Source organism: Polyangium jinanense, assembly GCF_028435365.1.
The window spans coordinates 223,248-236,713 of the sequence record NZ_JAGTJJ010000007.1; the positions used below are offsets into that span (position 1 = coordinate 223,248).

At 68.3% G+C, this 13,466-nt stretch carries 15 protein-coding genes; 7 read left to right on the top strand and 8 right to left on the bottom strand.

The annotated features are described in order from the left end of the window. Positions 1–230 precede the first annotated feature (230 nt). From KEG57_RS17255 to KEG57_RS17275, 5 genes are read left to right on the top strand one after another with little or no spacing between them, the layout of a single operon-like run. Positions 231–1,238, top strand: a complete 1,008-nt coding sequence (locus KEG57_RS17255) for an STAS domain-containing protein (protein ID WP_272458632.1) — start codon at positions 231–233, stop codon at positions 1,236–1,238. Then, positions 1,229–1,657 (top strand): STAS domain-containing protein, encoded by a 429-nt coding sequence (locus KEG57_RS17260; protein ID WP_272458633.1) that lies wholly within the window; start codon positions 1,229–1,231, stop codon positions 1,655–1,657. The genes KEG57_RS17255 and KEG57_RS17260 overlap by 10 nt, the downstream gene beginning before the upstream one ends. A gap of 43 nt (positions 1,658–1,700) precedes the next feature. Continuing rightward, a complete protein-coding gene (locus KEG57_RS17265) occupies positions 1,701–2,381 on the top strand; it encodes an anti-sigma regulatory factor (RefSeq protein ID WP_272420717.1) in 681 nt (226 codons plus the stop codon). 3 nt (positions 2,382–2,384) lie between these two features. After that, positions 2,385–2,954, top strand: coding sequence for a SpoIIE family protein phosphatase (locus tag KEG57_RS17270; protein ID WP_272420719.1), 570 nt, complete (start codon positions 2,385–2,387; stop codon positions 2,952–2,954). Beyond that, a complete protein-coding gene (locus tag KEG57_RS17275) occupies positions 2,954–3,463 on the top strand; it encodes an ATP-binding protein (RefSeq protein WP_272420720.1) in 510 nt (169 codons plus the stop codon). Before KEG57_RS17270 ends, KEG57_RS17275 begins: the two co-directional genes overlap by 1 nt. Positions 3,464–3,468: 5 nt before the next feature. On the opposite strand, the gene KEG57_RS17280 is transcribed toward KEG57_RS17275, so the two are convergent. Both KEG57_RS17280 and KEG57_RS17285 read right to left on the bottom strand, forming a co-directional pair. Further along, positions 3,469–5,166 carry an SGNH/GDSL hydrolase family protein gene (locus KEG57_RS17280; RefSeq protein ID WP_272420722.1) on the bottom strand — a complete coding sequence of 566 codons (1,698 nt, stop codon included), beginning with the start codon at positions 5,164–5,166 and terminating at the stop codon, positions 3,469–3,471. Positions 5,167–5,176: 10 nt separating this feature from the next. Further along, a complete protein-coding gene (locus KEG57_RS17285; RefSeq protein ID WP_272420723.1) occupies positions 5,177–6,685 on the bottom strand; it encodes an FHA domain-containing protein in 1,509 nt (502 codons plus the stop codon). A 48-nt stretch (positions 6,686–6,733) separates the two neighbouring features. On the opposite strand from KEG57_RS17285, the gene KEG57_RS17290 reads away from it, so the two are divergent. Beyond that, the gene (locus KEG57_RS17290) at positions 6,734–6,859 is read left to right on the top strand and encodes a hypothetical protein (RefSeq protein ID WP_272420725.1); all 126 of its coding nucleotides are present in this window, start codon (positions 6,734–6,736) and stop codon (positions 6,857–6,859) included. On the opposite strand, the gene KEG57_RS17295 is transcribed toward KEG57_RS17290, so the two are convergent. Genes KEG57_RS17295 through KEG57_RS17305 form a run of 3 tightly spaced genes read right to left on the bottom strand, consistent with a single transcriptional unit; the run spans position 6,840 to position 8,941 of the window. After that, entirely contained in the window at positions 6,840–7,529 is a 690-nt protein-coding gene (locus KEG57_RS17295; RefSeq protein ID WP_272420727.1) for a TIGR00266 family protein, read from the bottom strand. The two genes, KEG57_RS17290 and KEG57_RS17295, sit on opposite strands and share 20 nt — an antisense overlap. A 13-nt stretch (positions 7,530–7,542) precedes the next feature. Continuing rightward, positions 7,543–8,211 (bottom strand): TIGR00266 family protein, encoded by a 669-nt coding sequence (locus KEG57_RS17300; RefSeq protein WP_272420728.1) that lies wholly within the window; start codon positions 8,209–8,211, stop codon positions 7,543–7,545. Positions 8,212–8,245: 34 nt separating this feature from the next. Continuing rightward, on the bottom strand, positions 8,246–8,941 hold the full coding sequence (locus KEG57_RS17305; protein WP_272420729.1) for a TIGR00266 family protein: 696 nt from the start codon (positions 8,939–8,941) through the stop codon (positions 8,246–8,248). A gap of 108 nt (positions 8,942–9,049) precedes the next feature. On the opposite strand from KEG57_RS17305, the gene KEG57_RS17310 reads away from it, so the two are divergent. Beyond that, a complete protein-coding gene (locus KEG57_RS17310; protein ID WP_272420730.1) occupies positions 9,050–9,859 on the top strand; it encodes a M48 family metallopeptidase in 810 nt (269 codons plus the stop codon). Between the two features lie 3 nt (positions 9,860–9,862). On the opposite strand, the gene KEG57_RS17315 is transcribed toward KEG57_RS17310, so the two are convergent. From KEG57_RS17315 to KEG57_RS17325, 3 genes are read right to left on the bottom strand one after another with little or no spacing between them, the layout of a single operon-like run. Further along, on the bottom strand, positions 9,863–10,387 hold the full coding sequence (locus KEG57_RS17315; RefSeq protein WP_272458634.1) for a hypothetical protein: 525 nt from the start codon (positions 10,385–10,387) through the stop codon (positions 9,863–9,865). A 56-nt stretch (positions 10,388–10,443) separates the two neighbouring features. After that, positions 10,444–12,210 carry an ABC1 kinase family protein gene (locus tag KEG57_RS17320; protein ID WP_272458635.1) on the bottom strand — a complete coding sequence of 589 codons (1,767 nt, stop codon included), beginning with the start codon at positions 12,208–12,210 and terminating at the stop codon, positions 10,444–10,446. A 9-nt stretch (positions 12,211–12,219) separates the two neighbouring features. After that, entirely contained in the window at positions 12,220–13,362 is a 1,143-nt protein-coding gene (locus KEG57_RS17325; RefSeq protein WP_272458636.1) for a serine hydrolase domain-containing protein, read from the bottom strand. Positions 13,363–13,466 lie beyond the last annotated feature (104 nt).

Genomic DNA, 13,466 nt, shown 5'->3' on the forward strand with positions numbered 1-13,466 from the left:
TGGACGAAAGCGGCGATCAGTTGACGCTTCTTCGTCTTCTTCCGCGGATCGTTTCCCGTACTCGTTCCCTTGTTTGGGGCGAACTTGTGTTCGGGTGCGGTTTCCCACAGCTCGCCGTGACGGCGAAGATCCTTTTCGCGTGCACGTGCCGGCAGCAGTCGTCTTCCGATTGCGGTTCGTGTATATCCTGAGCGTCTGCGCGTGCGTCGTCGGCTCCGTCGGAGGCGAGTTTGGAAGAGGGTAACCAAGGTTCGGAGATCGAGCGGCTGAAGGCCGAATTGGCGGCCCTTCAGCAGAAGCTCGAGGAGCGTGAGCGCTCCGAAGCCGCCCTGCGCACGGAGAACGAGGCCCTGCGCACGCTCTTCCGGCAGCTCCCGGTCGCGGTGTGGGCGACGGACCACGAAGGCAACGTGACCATGGGCAACCCCGAGGCCGATCGGCTCCTCGGGGTCCCCGAGACGGCGCCCACGGCTCCGCCCGTGGAAGAGTGGGGCGAAGGCGCCATCTACCTGCACGCCGACAAGAACACGCCTTATTCGCTGGAGGAGCTGCCGCACACGCGCGCGCTCCGCGGCGAGTCCGTCCGGACGGCCGAGCTCTTCTTCCGCAACGGCAACGTGCCCGACGGCGTGTGGCTCGAGGTCCACGCGGCGCCGCTGCGCGACGCTTCCGGCAAGCAGACGGGCGCGGTTTCGGTGTTCATCGACAGCGAGGCGCGCAAGAACTTCGAGGAAGAGGTCGCGCTGCGCAACAAGGAGCTCGTCGCCAGCGAGTCGGAGAAGTCGGAGCTCATCGCGCGGCTCAGGATGGCCGTGCAGGAGCTCTCGACCCCGATCCTGACGCTCTGGGAGGACGTGCTCGCGCTCCCCGTGATCGGCGTGGTCGATTCACGGCGCAGCGCCGAGATGATGGAGCGGCTGCTCGACGAGATCGTGCGCAGTCAGTCGCGATTCGTCATCATCGATCTCACGGGCGTCGAGGTGATCGACACCTCGACCGCCGATCACTTCATGAAGCTGGTCAAGGCCGTCGGGCTGATCGGCGCGCGTTGCGTGCTGACCGGTATCCGGCCCGCGGTCGCGCAAACGTTGGTCGATCTCGACGTCAACTTCGGCCAGCTCGAGACGTTGCGAAATTTGAAGCACGGGCTTCGCTACTGTCTGCGGTGGCTCGATGCCGAGGATACCGGGCAGAACGCGGTGAGCGAGGGCGAGGCCAGGAGGGCCCGATGGTCATGATGATGGAAACGCAGCGGATCCCGATCGTACGCCTGTCTGGAAAGTTGATCGTATCGATCCAGACCGCGCTTTCGGACACCGTGGTGGATCGGCTGCAGCAAGACGTCGCGGCCGCTTGCGAGAAGGGTGACGCGCGCGGGCTCGTCGTGGACGTCTCCGGCGTCGACGTGCTCGACAGCTACATCACGCGCAGCCTGCGTGACCTCGCGGTCATGGCGAGGCTGATGGGCGTGGAGACCGTGGTCTGCGGCCTCCGGCCCGCCGTCGCGATGACGCTCGTCGAGATGGGCATGGAGCTGCCCGGCGTGCGCACGGCGCTGAACCTCGATCGCGCGCTCGCGCTGCTCGATTCACTCCAGCCCGAGGGGCTGCCGCACGACCTCGCCGGCGAAGGGGACGAGTGGGAGGGCGAGGCGTGACCATCGTCTCTCGGACGACGCGGTGGAGGAGGAGGCGCGATCGATGAACGAGGTCGCGGGGGAAATCCTCGCCATCTTGCGGCGGTACCTCTCGGAGCCGACGAGCCGGTCGCTCCTCACGTCCGCCGCCAGACGAGCGAACGTGAGGCTCGAGGTGCTGGTGCGCTCCGAGATCCCGCAGCTCGTCCAGCAGCTCGGTCCGGGCTTGAACATCTTCTTGCAGGAGCCGGAGAAGCTCCAGAACTGCAAGAGTCTGCTCGCGCTCGTGGCCGTGGAGAACGCTCCATCGATCCCCATGGAGTCCCAGCCGCAGCAGGCCGAGTCGCGCCCCGATGGCATCAGCGTCCCGATCCGCGCCGAGCACGACGTCGTTCGTGCCCGCACGCTCGGCAAGGACATGGCCAAGCAGCTCGGGTTCTCCGAGGTCGTCCAGACGAAGGTCGCGACGGCCGTCTCCGAACTCGCGCGCAACATCTTCCAGTACGCAGGGACCGGCGAAATCCGGATCCGGCGGATCGAAGGTAAGAAGCGCGGCATCGAGGTCGTGGCCCGCGATCAAGGGCCTGGGATCTCCGATCCGGCGCTGATCCTCAGCGGCGCCTATCGCTCGAAATGGGGTATGGGCGCGGGCCTCCGCGGCACCAAGCGGCTCGTCGACGAGTTCGAGCTCGACACGCATCCCGGCCTCGGCACCACGGTCCGCATCCGAAAGTACGCCGAGTAGCCCGTGGATATAGGCACGGCAGAGCGCCCCGCAGATGGGGAAACCGTCTGCGGCGACGCACACCTCATCCTGGAGCGAAAGCCCCGCACGCTTATCCTCGTCGCCGACGGCCTCGGCCACGGCCCCCACGCGGCGCTCGCCGCCTCGACGCTTTGCAAGTACATCGAAGAGCACGCCGAAGAGCCGCTCGAGATGCTCCTGCGCGGCGCCGACAGGGCCGTGGCCAGCACGCGCGGCGCCGCGGTGATGCTCGCTCGCGTCGACATGCAGACGGCGACGCTCGACGTCGCAGGCGTCGGCAACGTCGCGCTCCGCTCGTGGAGCAAGGAGAAGATCCAGCCGCTGCCCGCGCGCGGCGTGCTCGGCCGTGGCATTCGCCACGTGCGGATCTTCCGTTACGGCCTCGTGCACGGCGACATGTTCGCGCTCTACACGGACGGCATCTCCGGCAGCTTCGACATCGATCAGGTCAAACACCAGAGCGCCACGGCAATCGCTCGCTCGGTCCTCGAGGGCTATCGCAAATCCCACGACGACGCGACGTGCGTGGTCGTGCGCTACCTGGATCGCTGATGTCGAAGGTGCCCGCGATCGTGCCCGAGCCGCTCTCGTTCGACATCGGCAACGAGCACGACCGCTTCTGGTGCGCCGCCGAGGGGCGAAGGTACGCCGCCGTGATCGGCTTCGACGCCAAGGCCCAGGGCGAGGTTGCGATCTGCATCGCCGAGCTCGTCTCGAACGTCGCCAAGTTCGCGGGGCAAGGCACGCTCGCGCTCTCGACGGTGACCGAGCCGCGTCTCGGCATCCGTATCGTCGTCGAGGACGCGGGCCCCGGCATCGACAACCCCGCGAGCGTGTTCGAGGACGGTTTTTCCGAGGGGCGCAGGCTCGAACCGGGCACGCAAAGGCGCAGCGGGCAGGGGCTCGGCGTCGGGCTCGGCGCCGTGGCGCGCATGATGAGCCACGTCGAGATGGAGAACGTGCCGAGCCGCGGCTTGCGGGTCGTCTGCCTCAAGTGGCTCGATCCGCCGCGCGGCGGATCCGGCCCGTACCCGGCCTCGGGGCCGAGCAGCGCGCGGTAGCTCGCTCAGCGAGGCGCCGCGCGTCCGCCGCCCCGCGCGAGGAAGGCCTCGTAGCCTTCCATCAACGCGAGGTAGATCCAGCCGCCGAGCACCTCGGCGCCGGCGCTCGACGGGTGCGCGAGATCGGCCCCGCCGAGGCCACGCTGCACCCACACGCCCATCGAGCCGAGCCCACCCATCGCGCTCAGCGTGTCCCAGTATCCGCAGCCGACCTCGGCCGCGACCTTGCGCTGGATCGCCGCGAGCTTCGGCACGACGGGGCGGCTCGAGTAGCCCGAGCCCTTCTTGTCGGCGCGATCCATCGGCCCGATGAGCAAGCACGAGCCCTGCGGCAGCGCCGCGCGTACCTGCACGAGCACGGCCTTCATCGTGGACTCGTACTGATCGAGCGGGAAGAGCTCGCCGTCCTCGCTCTCGTTCATGCCGTACTGGAAGACGGTCAGCGCAGGATCACGTGTCTTCAATTGCTCGGCGAAATGCGCGTCGTCGCTCTTGTCGAGGAAGCGGATGCGGCAGCCCTGGATGCCGATCGCGTCGAGCACGGCGCCGGGAACGTCGCGCTCCATGGTCACGCCGAACGCGCGCACGCCGGGCCCCTCGGCGCGCACTTCGAGCTCGTGCGGGCCGTCGGGGACCTCGTAGACGCGATGCCGCGACGCCGACGCCTCCGCGCGCGTGTCGATGGTCTCGCGCGGCGCGCCGTCGATGCTCACGGTCATCGGCGCGCCGCCTTCATGCTCGAGGTAACTCACGGCGAAGCGCGAGACGGCGCGGCCGAAGGTGCCGGTCTTCGTGGTCGAGAAGCGCGAGAACGCGCCCTTGCCCTGCGCGCGGAACGACACGCCGCCGAGGCCGTAAAAGCCGTCCTTCGCGTAGGGGCCGACGACGCGACTGACTTGCCAGCCAGGCGCCGCGAAGCGCACGACGTCGTTGTGGAAGTAGCCGGGCCAGGCGTTCGCCATGAGCATGAAGCCATGGCCCGCGTCGCCGAAGCGGCGCTGGAGCTTGCGGCGCAGCGTCGCCGTGACGAAGTCGCTCGCGACGATCGAGTCGCCGAAGTAGGTGACGCGCGCGATCGCCTTTGGCTCCTTGCGCTCGACGGCGGCGAGACGGCCGTAAAACGCGGCGAGCGCGTGGCCCGAGGGATCCTCGATTGATCGCGGGGGTTTTCCAGTCTCGGTGGTGCTCGCCGCGGGCACGATCTCGGCTGCGGCGGGCGGGAGCGCGACCTCCTCGGGCTGGCGCAGCTCGGCCTGCTCCGTCGTTTCCATCGCGAGCGCCGTCTCGCCGACGGAGGCCGTGGGCTCGGGCGCGGGCGACACCGCGACGAGGCCTGCGCCCTCGGGCAACGGCGTGAGCAGGCGCAGGCGCGCGAGCGACGGGGAGAAGTAGGGGATGGCCACGAGCGTGGCGAGCGTCATGAGCGCGATCGCGGCCTGCGAGTGCAGTCCGTTGATGCGCGGCGCCTCGGGTTCGTCGGTCGTCGTGGCGGGCCGCGCTGCCGCCTCCGGGGGCGAAGGCGCGACGCGGGGCGCGTCCTTGGCCTGCGGGGCGTCCTTGGCCTGCGGCGCCTTTGGCGGCGCTTCCTGCGGCGCAGGGGCCGCCTTCGGCGTCGCCTCGGGCGCTCGTGCGTTCGGGGGGGACTTCTTGGCTTGTGCGCGCGGCGAGGCTTGTGCCGCGCGGCGCCGACGACGACCGGTCATCGGCGCGTGCTCAGCCGCCCTGCTTTTGCTTGAGCATCGCGATTGCGCGGTCCTTGCAGGCCGTGTCGCGCTGGTGCCTGCAGATCGCGATGAGCATCTTGATGTCCGCTTCGCTCGCCTTGCCGGACCAGACCTTCGGCTCGAGGCCCTTGCGGATCGCGGCCTCGTCGAACTGTCCGGGCGGAGGCGGCGCGGTCTGCGTCGGCGCCGCCGGCTCCGACGACTTCACCGGCGCAGTGCCCGTGCTGCCCGTGGTGCCGCCGCCGTTGAAGCTCCCGCCGCCGTTGTTTGGCGGGACGTACACGCCGCCGCCGTTGTTCGGCGTGGGTGCCGTCGGCTCGGGGCCGGCGAGGGCGTGGAGCTGATCGGCGGCCTTCTTGCGCTGATCCGCGCTCACGCTCGGCGTCGAGGCGATCTGCTGCAGGATGCGCTTCTTCTCGGTGACGTCCTCGAGCTGATCGGCCTTGCTGAACATCCAGTCGGCCCACTTCGACTCGATGTCCTTGAACGGCTGGCTCTCGCGGACGGGGGAGTTGTCGTTGATGGCCTGGAGCTTCGTGTGCGCGCGATCGAAATCCTTCGCGTCGACGAGCTCCTTGGCTTCCTTCAGGACTTGCGCCTCGAAGGCGCTCATCTCCGGCGTCTCGACGGTGTTCGTCGTGGTCGTGGTCGTGGTCCGCGTCATCCCGACGATCACGCCGATCACCCCGAGGCCCACGACCGCGCCGATGCCGATGAGCTTGCCGAGGCTCGGGCCACGCGGCGGCGGCGCGGGCGTGCCCACGCTCGTCGCGACGTTGTCGAACGAGCCCATCGGCCGCATGGCCTGGCCGTCGACGCCGAGGCCCATGCCGGCGCGGAAGATCTTGCCCGCGCCAACGAAGCGCAGGCGCACGTCGCCGAGCTCGAGCGCGTCGCCCGCCTCGAGGATGCCGCGCTTCAGCTCCACGCCGTTGATGCGGATGCCGTTCGCGCTGCCCTTGTCGATGATCTCGTAGCGGCCGTTGCCGAGCGCGATGAGCTCGGCGTGCAGGCGGCTGACGGAGCTGTGGTTGATCGAGATCGTCGCCTCTTCGGCGCGGCCGATCGTGAAGTGCTCGCGATCGAGCGGGTACTCGGCGCCCGGGTTTGGCCCGACGACCACGACCAGGCGGTTCGGCCTCTGATGGACCGGCACCTGCGCGAGCGCGCCTTGCTGCGCGGTCGGGTCCGGGGTCGGAACGACCTTCGACTCGTCGACCAGCTCGATCCGGTAGTCCCCGAGCTGGATGACGTCGCCGCCGTTGATCGCCTGTTCCCCGACGACACGGACGCCGTTGACGAAGGTCCCGTTGTAGCTCGACGGATCGGAGATCGACCATCCCTGGCCGTTCCGCTTGAGCTGCGCGTGTTTACGCGAGACGTTGCGGTCGGTCAGGCGAATCGAGTTACCTTCGCCGCGTCCGAGCCCGTACTCGTCGTGGGCGAGAGGGAGTACGGTCTGTTTCCCCTCGTCGTCCTCGATCGTTAGCTTCCACATAGACGGGTTGCCGCGAGGCGTGGCTCGACGGATAGAGGTACTTTACCGATGGATCCCCGCCGAACGCAATGCTCGTTTGTGGACGGGGGAAAGGGGTTCTCGGGCGAGGTGCGCGACGAGACCATCGTGTTCTCGGGCCTCGTCGCGCGCACGTTCAACCCGATTTGGCTTTGACCGGGCGATACGGGTGCAGGAAGGATGCGAGCGAGCTCGGGTTGCGCGTCTGGAGCCAGAGGCGGCCCTGACCCTGGAAGTTGCACACGAGGCCTTCACCACCGAGGAAGAGGCTCTTCAAGCCGCCGACCTTGCTGATGTTGTACTGGAGGCCCTGCGTGAACGCGACCATGTGCGTGTTGTCGCAGATGTAGCCGTAGTACTGCTGGCCGATGTCGAGCACGTGCGCGCCGCCGTAGCAGTTGAACCAGAGATAACCCTGGCCGTACGCGCGGATGAGGAAGAGGCCGCCCGAGAAGAAGCCCTTCGCGCCTTGCCACTTCGTGTCGAGCGTGACGCCCGGCGTGGAGGCGAGGTAGGCGCCGGATTGCAGGAAGAGCTCCATGCCCGGCTGCATCGTGATGCACACGATCGCGCCCTCGGGCGCGGGCGCGAACCACATGCTCTGCCCCGGCGCCGTCGCCGTGAACGTGTTCTGGAAGAGGCTCTCGCCGCCGAGGAGCTTGCGCTTGAGGGCACCGCCGATGCCGCCCTGCAAGCTCGTCTTCATCTCGATGCCCGTGTCGCGCGCGACCATCGCGCCGCTCTCGGTGATGATCTGCTCGCCGGGTTGGTCGAAGTAGACCTGGACCAGGCCGAAGTCGGGGTTGTGACGGATCTCGTGTCGCACGGTTAGGACCTCTTCACTGCTCGCGCGGTGGCAAGAGAGCGCCGATCGCCGAGCCGTACTCGGCGGCGTTGCGGGACTGCAGGTACACGGTGCCCTGCCCCTCGAAGTGGCAAACGAGCCCCTCGCCCGAGAGGAACGAGGCGATCCAGCCGGCTCCGCTCTTGCCGACCTTGTACTGGAGCGTCGACTCCCACGCGGCGAGGTGGCCCGTGTCGATCACCATGCTGCCGTCGACCTGCACCTGCTCGAGCGCGCCGAACGTGCCGATGATGACCTGGCCCATGCCCGACGTTTCGAGCGTGAAAAGACCCGCGCCCGAGAACATGCCCTTGAAGCCGCCGCTCTTCGTCTTCACGTCGACCGAGGGACTCGAAGCGACGTAGGCGCTGTTCTGGATGCACCACTGCTTGTGGCCGGCTTCGAGCACCGCCATGTCCCCGCAGAGCGGCGTGGCGAAGAGGACCTCGCCCTGGCCGCCTTGCGCGGTGAACGTGTTGCGGAAGAACGACTCGCCGCCGAAGAGCCGCTTCAGGCCCTTCATGAGGCCGCCGGACTGCGTCTGCATCTGGACGTTGGTCGACATGCCGACCATCGCCCCGCTCTCGGCGACCACGGACTCGCCGTTCTGCAGCCAGCACTGCGCGAGCGACTGGGACGGGCGGTAAAGAAGGTTCACTTGCATCGCTGTTCGTCCTTATCTCCGTTTGCCCCTCGCCTCACGGCGGCAGCATCGGCGTGAGCCAGTCGACGAGCGCGCTCGTGTTGCGCGACTGGATGAGGATCTTTCCCTGGCCTTGGAACTCGCAAACGATGCCCTCGCCCGAGGCCATGAAGCCGAGGAGGCCGCCGCCGCCGCTCTTGATCTTGAAGTTCAGCGACGAGTCGAATCCCACGATGTGGCCGTTGTCGACGATGTAGCTGCCGTTGCAGTCGATCTCGTCGATCGCGCCGTAGCTCGTCACGAAGACCTGCCCGTTGCCGGAGGCCTCGACGAAAAACGCGCCCTCCTTCGCGAGCAGCGCGCGCAGGCCGCCCCAGCGCATCTTCAGATCGATGTCGCCCGCGCTCGCGAGGAACGCGCCGGCGCTGAAGATCATGGAGTTGCCGGCGAGCTGGATCGGCTTGATCCCGCCCGAGAGAGAGGGCGCGAGCCATACCCAGCCGCCTTGCGGACTGGAGAAGTGGTTCACGAAGAAGGTTTCACCACCAACGATCTTGCGGATGATCGCGATGAAGAACGCCTTCATTTTGCCGAAGAAACCGGCGTTTTTACCCGCATTGAGCTTGACCTCCATCGTGAGGCTGCTCGAGCGGGCCACCATGGACCCAGCCTCCGCGATGATCGTCTCGCCCGGAGCGAGGCTCACCTGGAGCATCGAGAACGTCGGCTCGTACTTGACGATGTGTTGCATCCGAATCCTTCCCCTTCGTTCGGGAGGAGTTCTTTCGGCCGGGACGGCATGCGTTTCGACGCGCTCCCCCCACGGGCGGCCGAGAAGCGGGCAGGGTATAACGGAGACATGTCGGGAGCGGAAGCGAGAAGTGGGCAAGATGCGTCCGGTACGGGATTCGGGCACAGCCCCAAGCGCCTCGCGGCCGAGCTCGGGATCCTGCTCCTCGCCATCGTCGGGCTGATCTTCGCCGCGCGTGGATGTGCAGGATGCGCGTCGACGGGCATCGTCGCCGCGATCCCGCCCGACGCCGACGCGGCGATCGGAAAGACCGCCGGCGAAGCGATGCGCGCGCAGCACGGGCTCTCCGGTGCGCCGACCGAGGAGCAGAAGGCGCGCGTCGATCGGATCTTCGAGGAGCTGCGATCGAGCCTCACGGACGAGGAAAAGCGGATCCTCGTGGCGCCGCGAATCACGGTCTTGAAGGACGATCAGGTGAACGCATTCGCGCTGCCCGGCGGCGAGGTCTTCGTGCTGACGGGGCTACTCGATCGGTCGAAGGACGACGACGAAGAGCTGCGCGGCGTGCTCGCGCACGAGATCGGGCACGCCGTGAAGCGACACGGCGTGCGATCCCTCGTGCGAAATGCGCTGTTCGGGCTGACGATCGCGTTCGTCGTGGGCGACCTGAACGACATCACGGCCACGGTGATCGCAGGCGCCTCGCAGCTCGACACGCTGAGCTACAGCCGCTCGATGGAGGAAGAAGCCGACGCATTCGGGGTGGAACTGCTCGCGCGGGCGAACAAGAGCCCCGAGGGGCTCGCGCGGTTCCTCGAGAGCCTCGAATCCGCACCCGTGCCGGAGCTGCTCTCGACGCACCCGGACAGCGCGGAGCGCGCGAAGGCGATCCGCGAGCGGATGCGCGCCGGAAAGTGACCGTCAGCTCCGGATGTTGCGCGAGGCGCTGCTGACCGCGGGCACGAGCGTGTCGCCCTCGATGCGGGCGAAGACGTCGAGCACGGTGCGGCCCTCGGCGTCGCGGCCCGGGCGCTCGCGGGTGTACCGCGAAGGCGCAGCCGCGAGGATCACGCCGAGCTCGGTGGCGACGTCGTGGAGCGGCCCCGCGAGCTCGTCGTCGATGGCGCGGCCGCGCGCCTCGTGCGAGCTGCCCGGCGGGACGCGGACGGCGACCGAGCCGAAGACACGCGTCCCCTCCGCGACGATCGCGTGCTCCTTGCCGGTTTTTTCGAACAGGCGGAGCGCGGCTTCCGCGTCCTTCAACACCTCGCGCGCGTCGACGACCATGGCCTTGCGGCGACGGAGCTCGGTTTTGCGATCCGGCGAGTCGTCGCCGAGCTTCGCGATTTTCTCGGCGAGCTTGTCGTGTTCCGCCTTCAAACGCTCGACCTCGGCCTCCGCTGCCTTCTGGGCGGCCTCGAGCCTGTCCCGCACTTCGCTGCTCATGCGCGAACGTTGACGTTCGTCCTGGGCCACCGTCAACGGGGGAAAGTGCGAAGTTTTTACTTGGCCCGCGCGAACAGGATGCTGCCGAGGAGGAGCACGCCCGCGCCCGCGGCGCCGTAGAGGCAGTAGCGGGCGAGGTGCGCCTGGCCGGCGAGGTGGAGCTGTAACGCGGCGAAGCCCGAGGCGATGGCGAGCGCCGTGTAGATGAGCTGGCGGATCCCGGTGTAGACGAGCCGGGCCGCGCTTGGCAGGCCTTTTACGCGAAGCTCGAACTCGCCGCGGTTCGCACGGTTCAGGTACTTGCGAAGGTCCTCCGGGATCGTGATGGCCTTGAGGGCCATGTCCTTCGCCGCCTCGACCGCGATCTGCGCCCAGTCGCGGTTGCCGAGCACGAAGTCCTGCAGGTACGGCCGGATGACCTCCATCGGCGAGAGCTCGGGATCGAGCTGCGTGCAGAGCCCCGTGAGCAGGAGGATCGTGCGCTCGAGCAGGACCCAGTCGCGCGGGATGTGGAAGGCGCCCGAGAGCTCCTTCAGCCCGATGTTCATCTTGCGCAGATCGACCAGGCTCTCGATGCCCTTTTGCGGATCGAGCTTGATGTCCTTGAGGTTGAAGGTGTCGATCTTCACCTCGTCCTGGAAGCGCTGGTGGAAGAACTCGATGACCTTCTCGCTCACGTCGGGCGAGTCCGTGCGCGAGAGGAAGCCCATCTTGCGCATGGCCTTGATGAGCTGATCGGTGTCGCGGCGGATCACGCCCTCCAGGAACTCGGGGATGCCCTCGCGCATCTGCGGCGAGAGCTCCGCGACGGCGCCGAAATCGAGCAGGATGAGCGCGCCGTCGTCGCCGACGAGCATGTTCCCGGGGTGCGGATCGGCGTGGTAGACGCCGTCGATGAAGATCTGCTGGCAGAAGACCTGGACGACCTTGCGGGCGAGGGCCTTGCGGTCGATGCCGCGCGCGTCGAGCGCGGCGATGTCGCCGATTTTCACGCCGGGCACGAAGTCCGTGGTCATCACGCGGCTCGTGCAGTAGCCCTCGATCGGGCGCGGGAAGCGCACCGTGGGATCACGGAGGAAGTTGTCGGCGATGCGCGTGATGTTCCGCGCCTCGCTCTGGAAATCGAGCTCCTCCAGGATCATCGAGCGGACCTGGTGGTAGTAGGCGTCCAGGCCCTGCACGGGGACGAAGATGCTGACGATCTGCATGATGCGGCGGATCGTGGTGAGATCGAGCCGCACGATCTCGTCGATGTCGCGGTGCTGCACCTTCACCGCGACGTGCGTGCCGTTCTTGAGCCATGCCTCGTGCACCTGACCGAGCGAGGCGCTCGCGAGCGGCTCCTCGCAGAAGCGTTCGAAGAGGTCTTCGACGGGCCTGCCGAGCTCGCGCTCGATGCGCTCGGCGATCTCGCGGTACGGCCGCGGCGGGACCTGATCCTGCAGCGCCTCCAGGCCCGAGCGGAACTGCGCGGGCAGGAAGTTCGCCATGATGCTGAGGAGCTGCCCGACCTTGATGAACAGGCCCTGGAGCTCGACGATCGTCGAGAGCACGCGGCGCGCGTTGCGGCCGTGCACGTCGGCCATGCGCGCGTCGAGCCACGTCTGGCCAAACCAGCGCCCGAGGAAGAAGAACCAGAGGTAGCTGCCGAGGACGACGAAGGTCGTGTAGTAGGCGCGGATGAAGCGGTAGCTCTGCCGCCCTTTCGGCCTTACGCCGCGCGGCCCTGCGCCACGCTTCACGGGCTTCGAAGGCGCCTTCGCCGCGGGCGCGATGATGCTCGCGCGCGGCTGTTCCTGGAGAGACGGGGCGCCTTGCGACACGGGGCGAGCTTATCCCGCGGCTCGTTGGGCCTCCACCATCGCGTCGAACATGGCGTCGTAGGCGGCCGGCCGGGCGCGCCGGATCGCGAGTGCGGTGCGTGTCGGGTGGACCCGATTCGTGAGCAAAACGCCGACGAAACCCGCGTCCGGATCGATCCACAGGCTCGTGCCCGTGAAGCCGAGGTGGCCGAAGGTCCGCGGCCCGAGCCGCGCGCCGGAGCTCGGATCGTCGCCGCTGCGCTGATCGAAGCCCGCGAGGAGCGAGCCGCCCGGGCGAGGCCGGACGAGCGGCGCGAGATCGTCGGGGTCGAGGAAGTCGCGGCGGTCGCCGGAGAGCGCTTCGAGCAGGGCGATCCCGAGCCGCACGACCGAGCGCGCATCCCCGAAGAGCCCCGCGTGCCCCGCGGACGCATGCCCCACGAGCGCCCAGGCGTTCTCGTCGTGCACCACGCCCCGCACGAGGCCGTCGCGGAACGGGACGATCTCCGTCGGCGCGACACGCGCATCAAACGAAGAGTTTTTCGCACGGAGAATGCGCGCGGATCCGATGTCGAGATCGAGCGGTCCCGTGACCTCACGCGTCACGAGCGCGTCGAGATCGAGCCCGCTCCGCTGCGCGAGCGCCACGCCGAGCAGCACGTATCCGAGGTCACTGTAAACCGGCGGAAATCCTTCGGGCGGCGGTTCGCCCGTACAGTCTTCGCGCCTCGCGTCGGCGGCCATGACGAGCGCGGCCTCGACGTCGACGCGCCCGCCGCGCACGAGCGGACCGTAGAGCGATCCGTGCGCGTCGAGGCCCGCGCGATGCGCCGAGAGGAGGTCGAGCGAGACACGCGCAGAGCGTGTGTTTGCAAGCGTCGGCACGAGATCGACGAGTGGTTCCGAGCGAGTGAGCGAACCATGACGAGCGAGCCGAGCCATCACGAGCGCGGTGATCGGCTTCGTGACCGAGGCCAGATCGAAGGGCGTATCGAGATCCGCGCGTGGCGCGCCTTCCTCGAACGAGAGCGTGCCTGCCGCGCCCGCGCCGTGGATCCAGCCCGAGCTCGTTCGCTTCGCGGCGGCGACCACGGCGCACGGCGCGGCGCGGTGATCTTCGACGACGAGGCGCGCGGCGCCCGTGAGATCGATGGCGGGGGCGGGGTTCTTCACGGCGGTGAGGATCGCCGAGCGTAGCCCCCGAGCGTCGAGAACGGGAAGGGGTGTCAACGAACTCGCGGATCGATCAATCGTGCCGCGTCTTTGACCCCGAGCGC

What these genes read in the sequence shown, in the direction of transcription:
- KEG57_RS17310 (WP_272420730.1), top strand. Translation starts at nt 9,050, where the DNA reads ATGTCGGGAGCGGAAGCGAGAAGTGGGCAAGATGCGTCCGGTACGGGA.
- KEG57_RS17265 (WP_272420717.1), top strand. Translation starts at nt 1,701, where the DNA reads ATGAACGAGGTCGCGGGGGAAATCCTCGCCATCTTGCGGCGGTACCTC.
- KEG57_RS17260 (WP_272458633.1), top strand. Translation starts at nt 1,229, where the DNA reads ATGGTCATGATGATGGAAACGCAGCGGATCCCGATCGTACGCCTGTCT.
- KEG57_RS17315 (WP_272458634.1), bottom strand. Translation starts at nt 10,387, where the DNA reads ATGAGCAGCGAAGTGCGGGACAGGCTCGAGGCCGCCCAGAAGGCAGCG.
- KEG57_RS17275 (WP_272420720.1), top strand. Translation starts at nt 2,954, where the DNA reads ATGTCGAAGGTGCCCGCGATCGTGCCCGAGCCGCTCTCGTTCGACATC.
- KEG57_RS17305 (WP_272420729.1), bottom strand. Translation starts at nt 8,941, where the DNA reads ATGCAACACATCGTCAAGTACGAGCCGACGTTCTCGATGCTCCAGGTG.
- KEG57_RS17290 (WP_272420725.1), top strand. Translation starts at nt 6,734, where the DNA reads ATGGATCCCCGCCGAACGCAATGCTCGTTTGTGGACGGGGGAAAGGGG.
- KEG57_RS17285 (WP_272420723.1), bottom strand. Translation starts at nt 6,685, where the DNA reads ATGTGGAAGCTAACGATCGAGGACGACGAGGGGAAACAGACCGTACTC.
- KEG57_RS17300 (WP_272420728.1), bottom strand. Translation starts at nt 8,211, where the DNA reads ATGCAAGTGAACCTTCTTTACCGCCCGTCCCAGTCGCTCGCGCAGTGC.
- KEG57_RS17280 (WP_272420722.1), bottom strand. Translation starts at nt 5,166, where the DNA reads ATGACCGGTCGTCGTCGGCGCCGCGCGGCACAAGCCTCGCCGCGCGCA.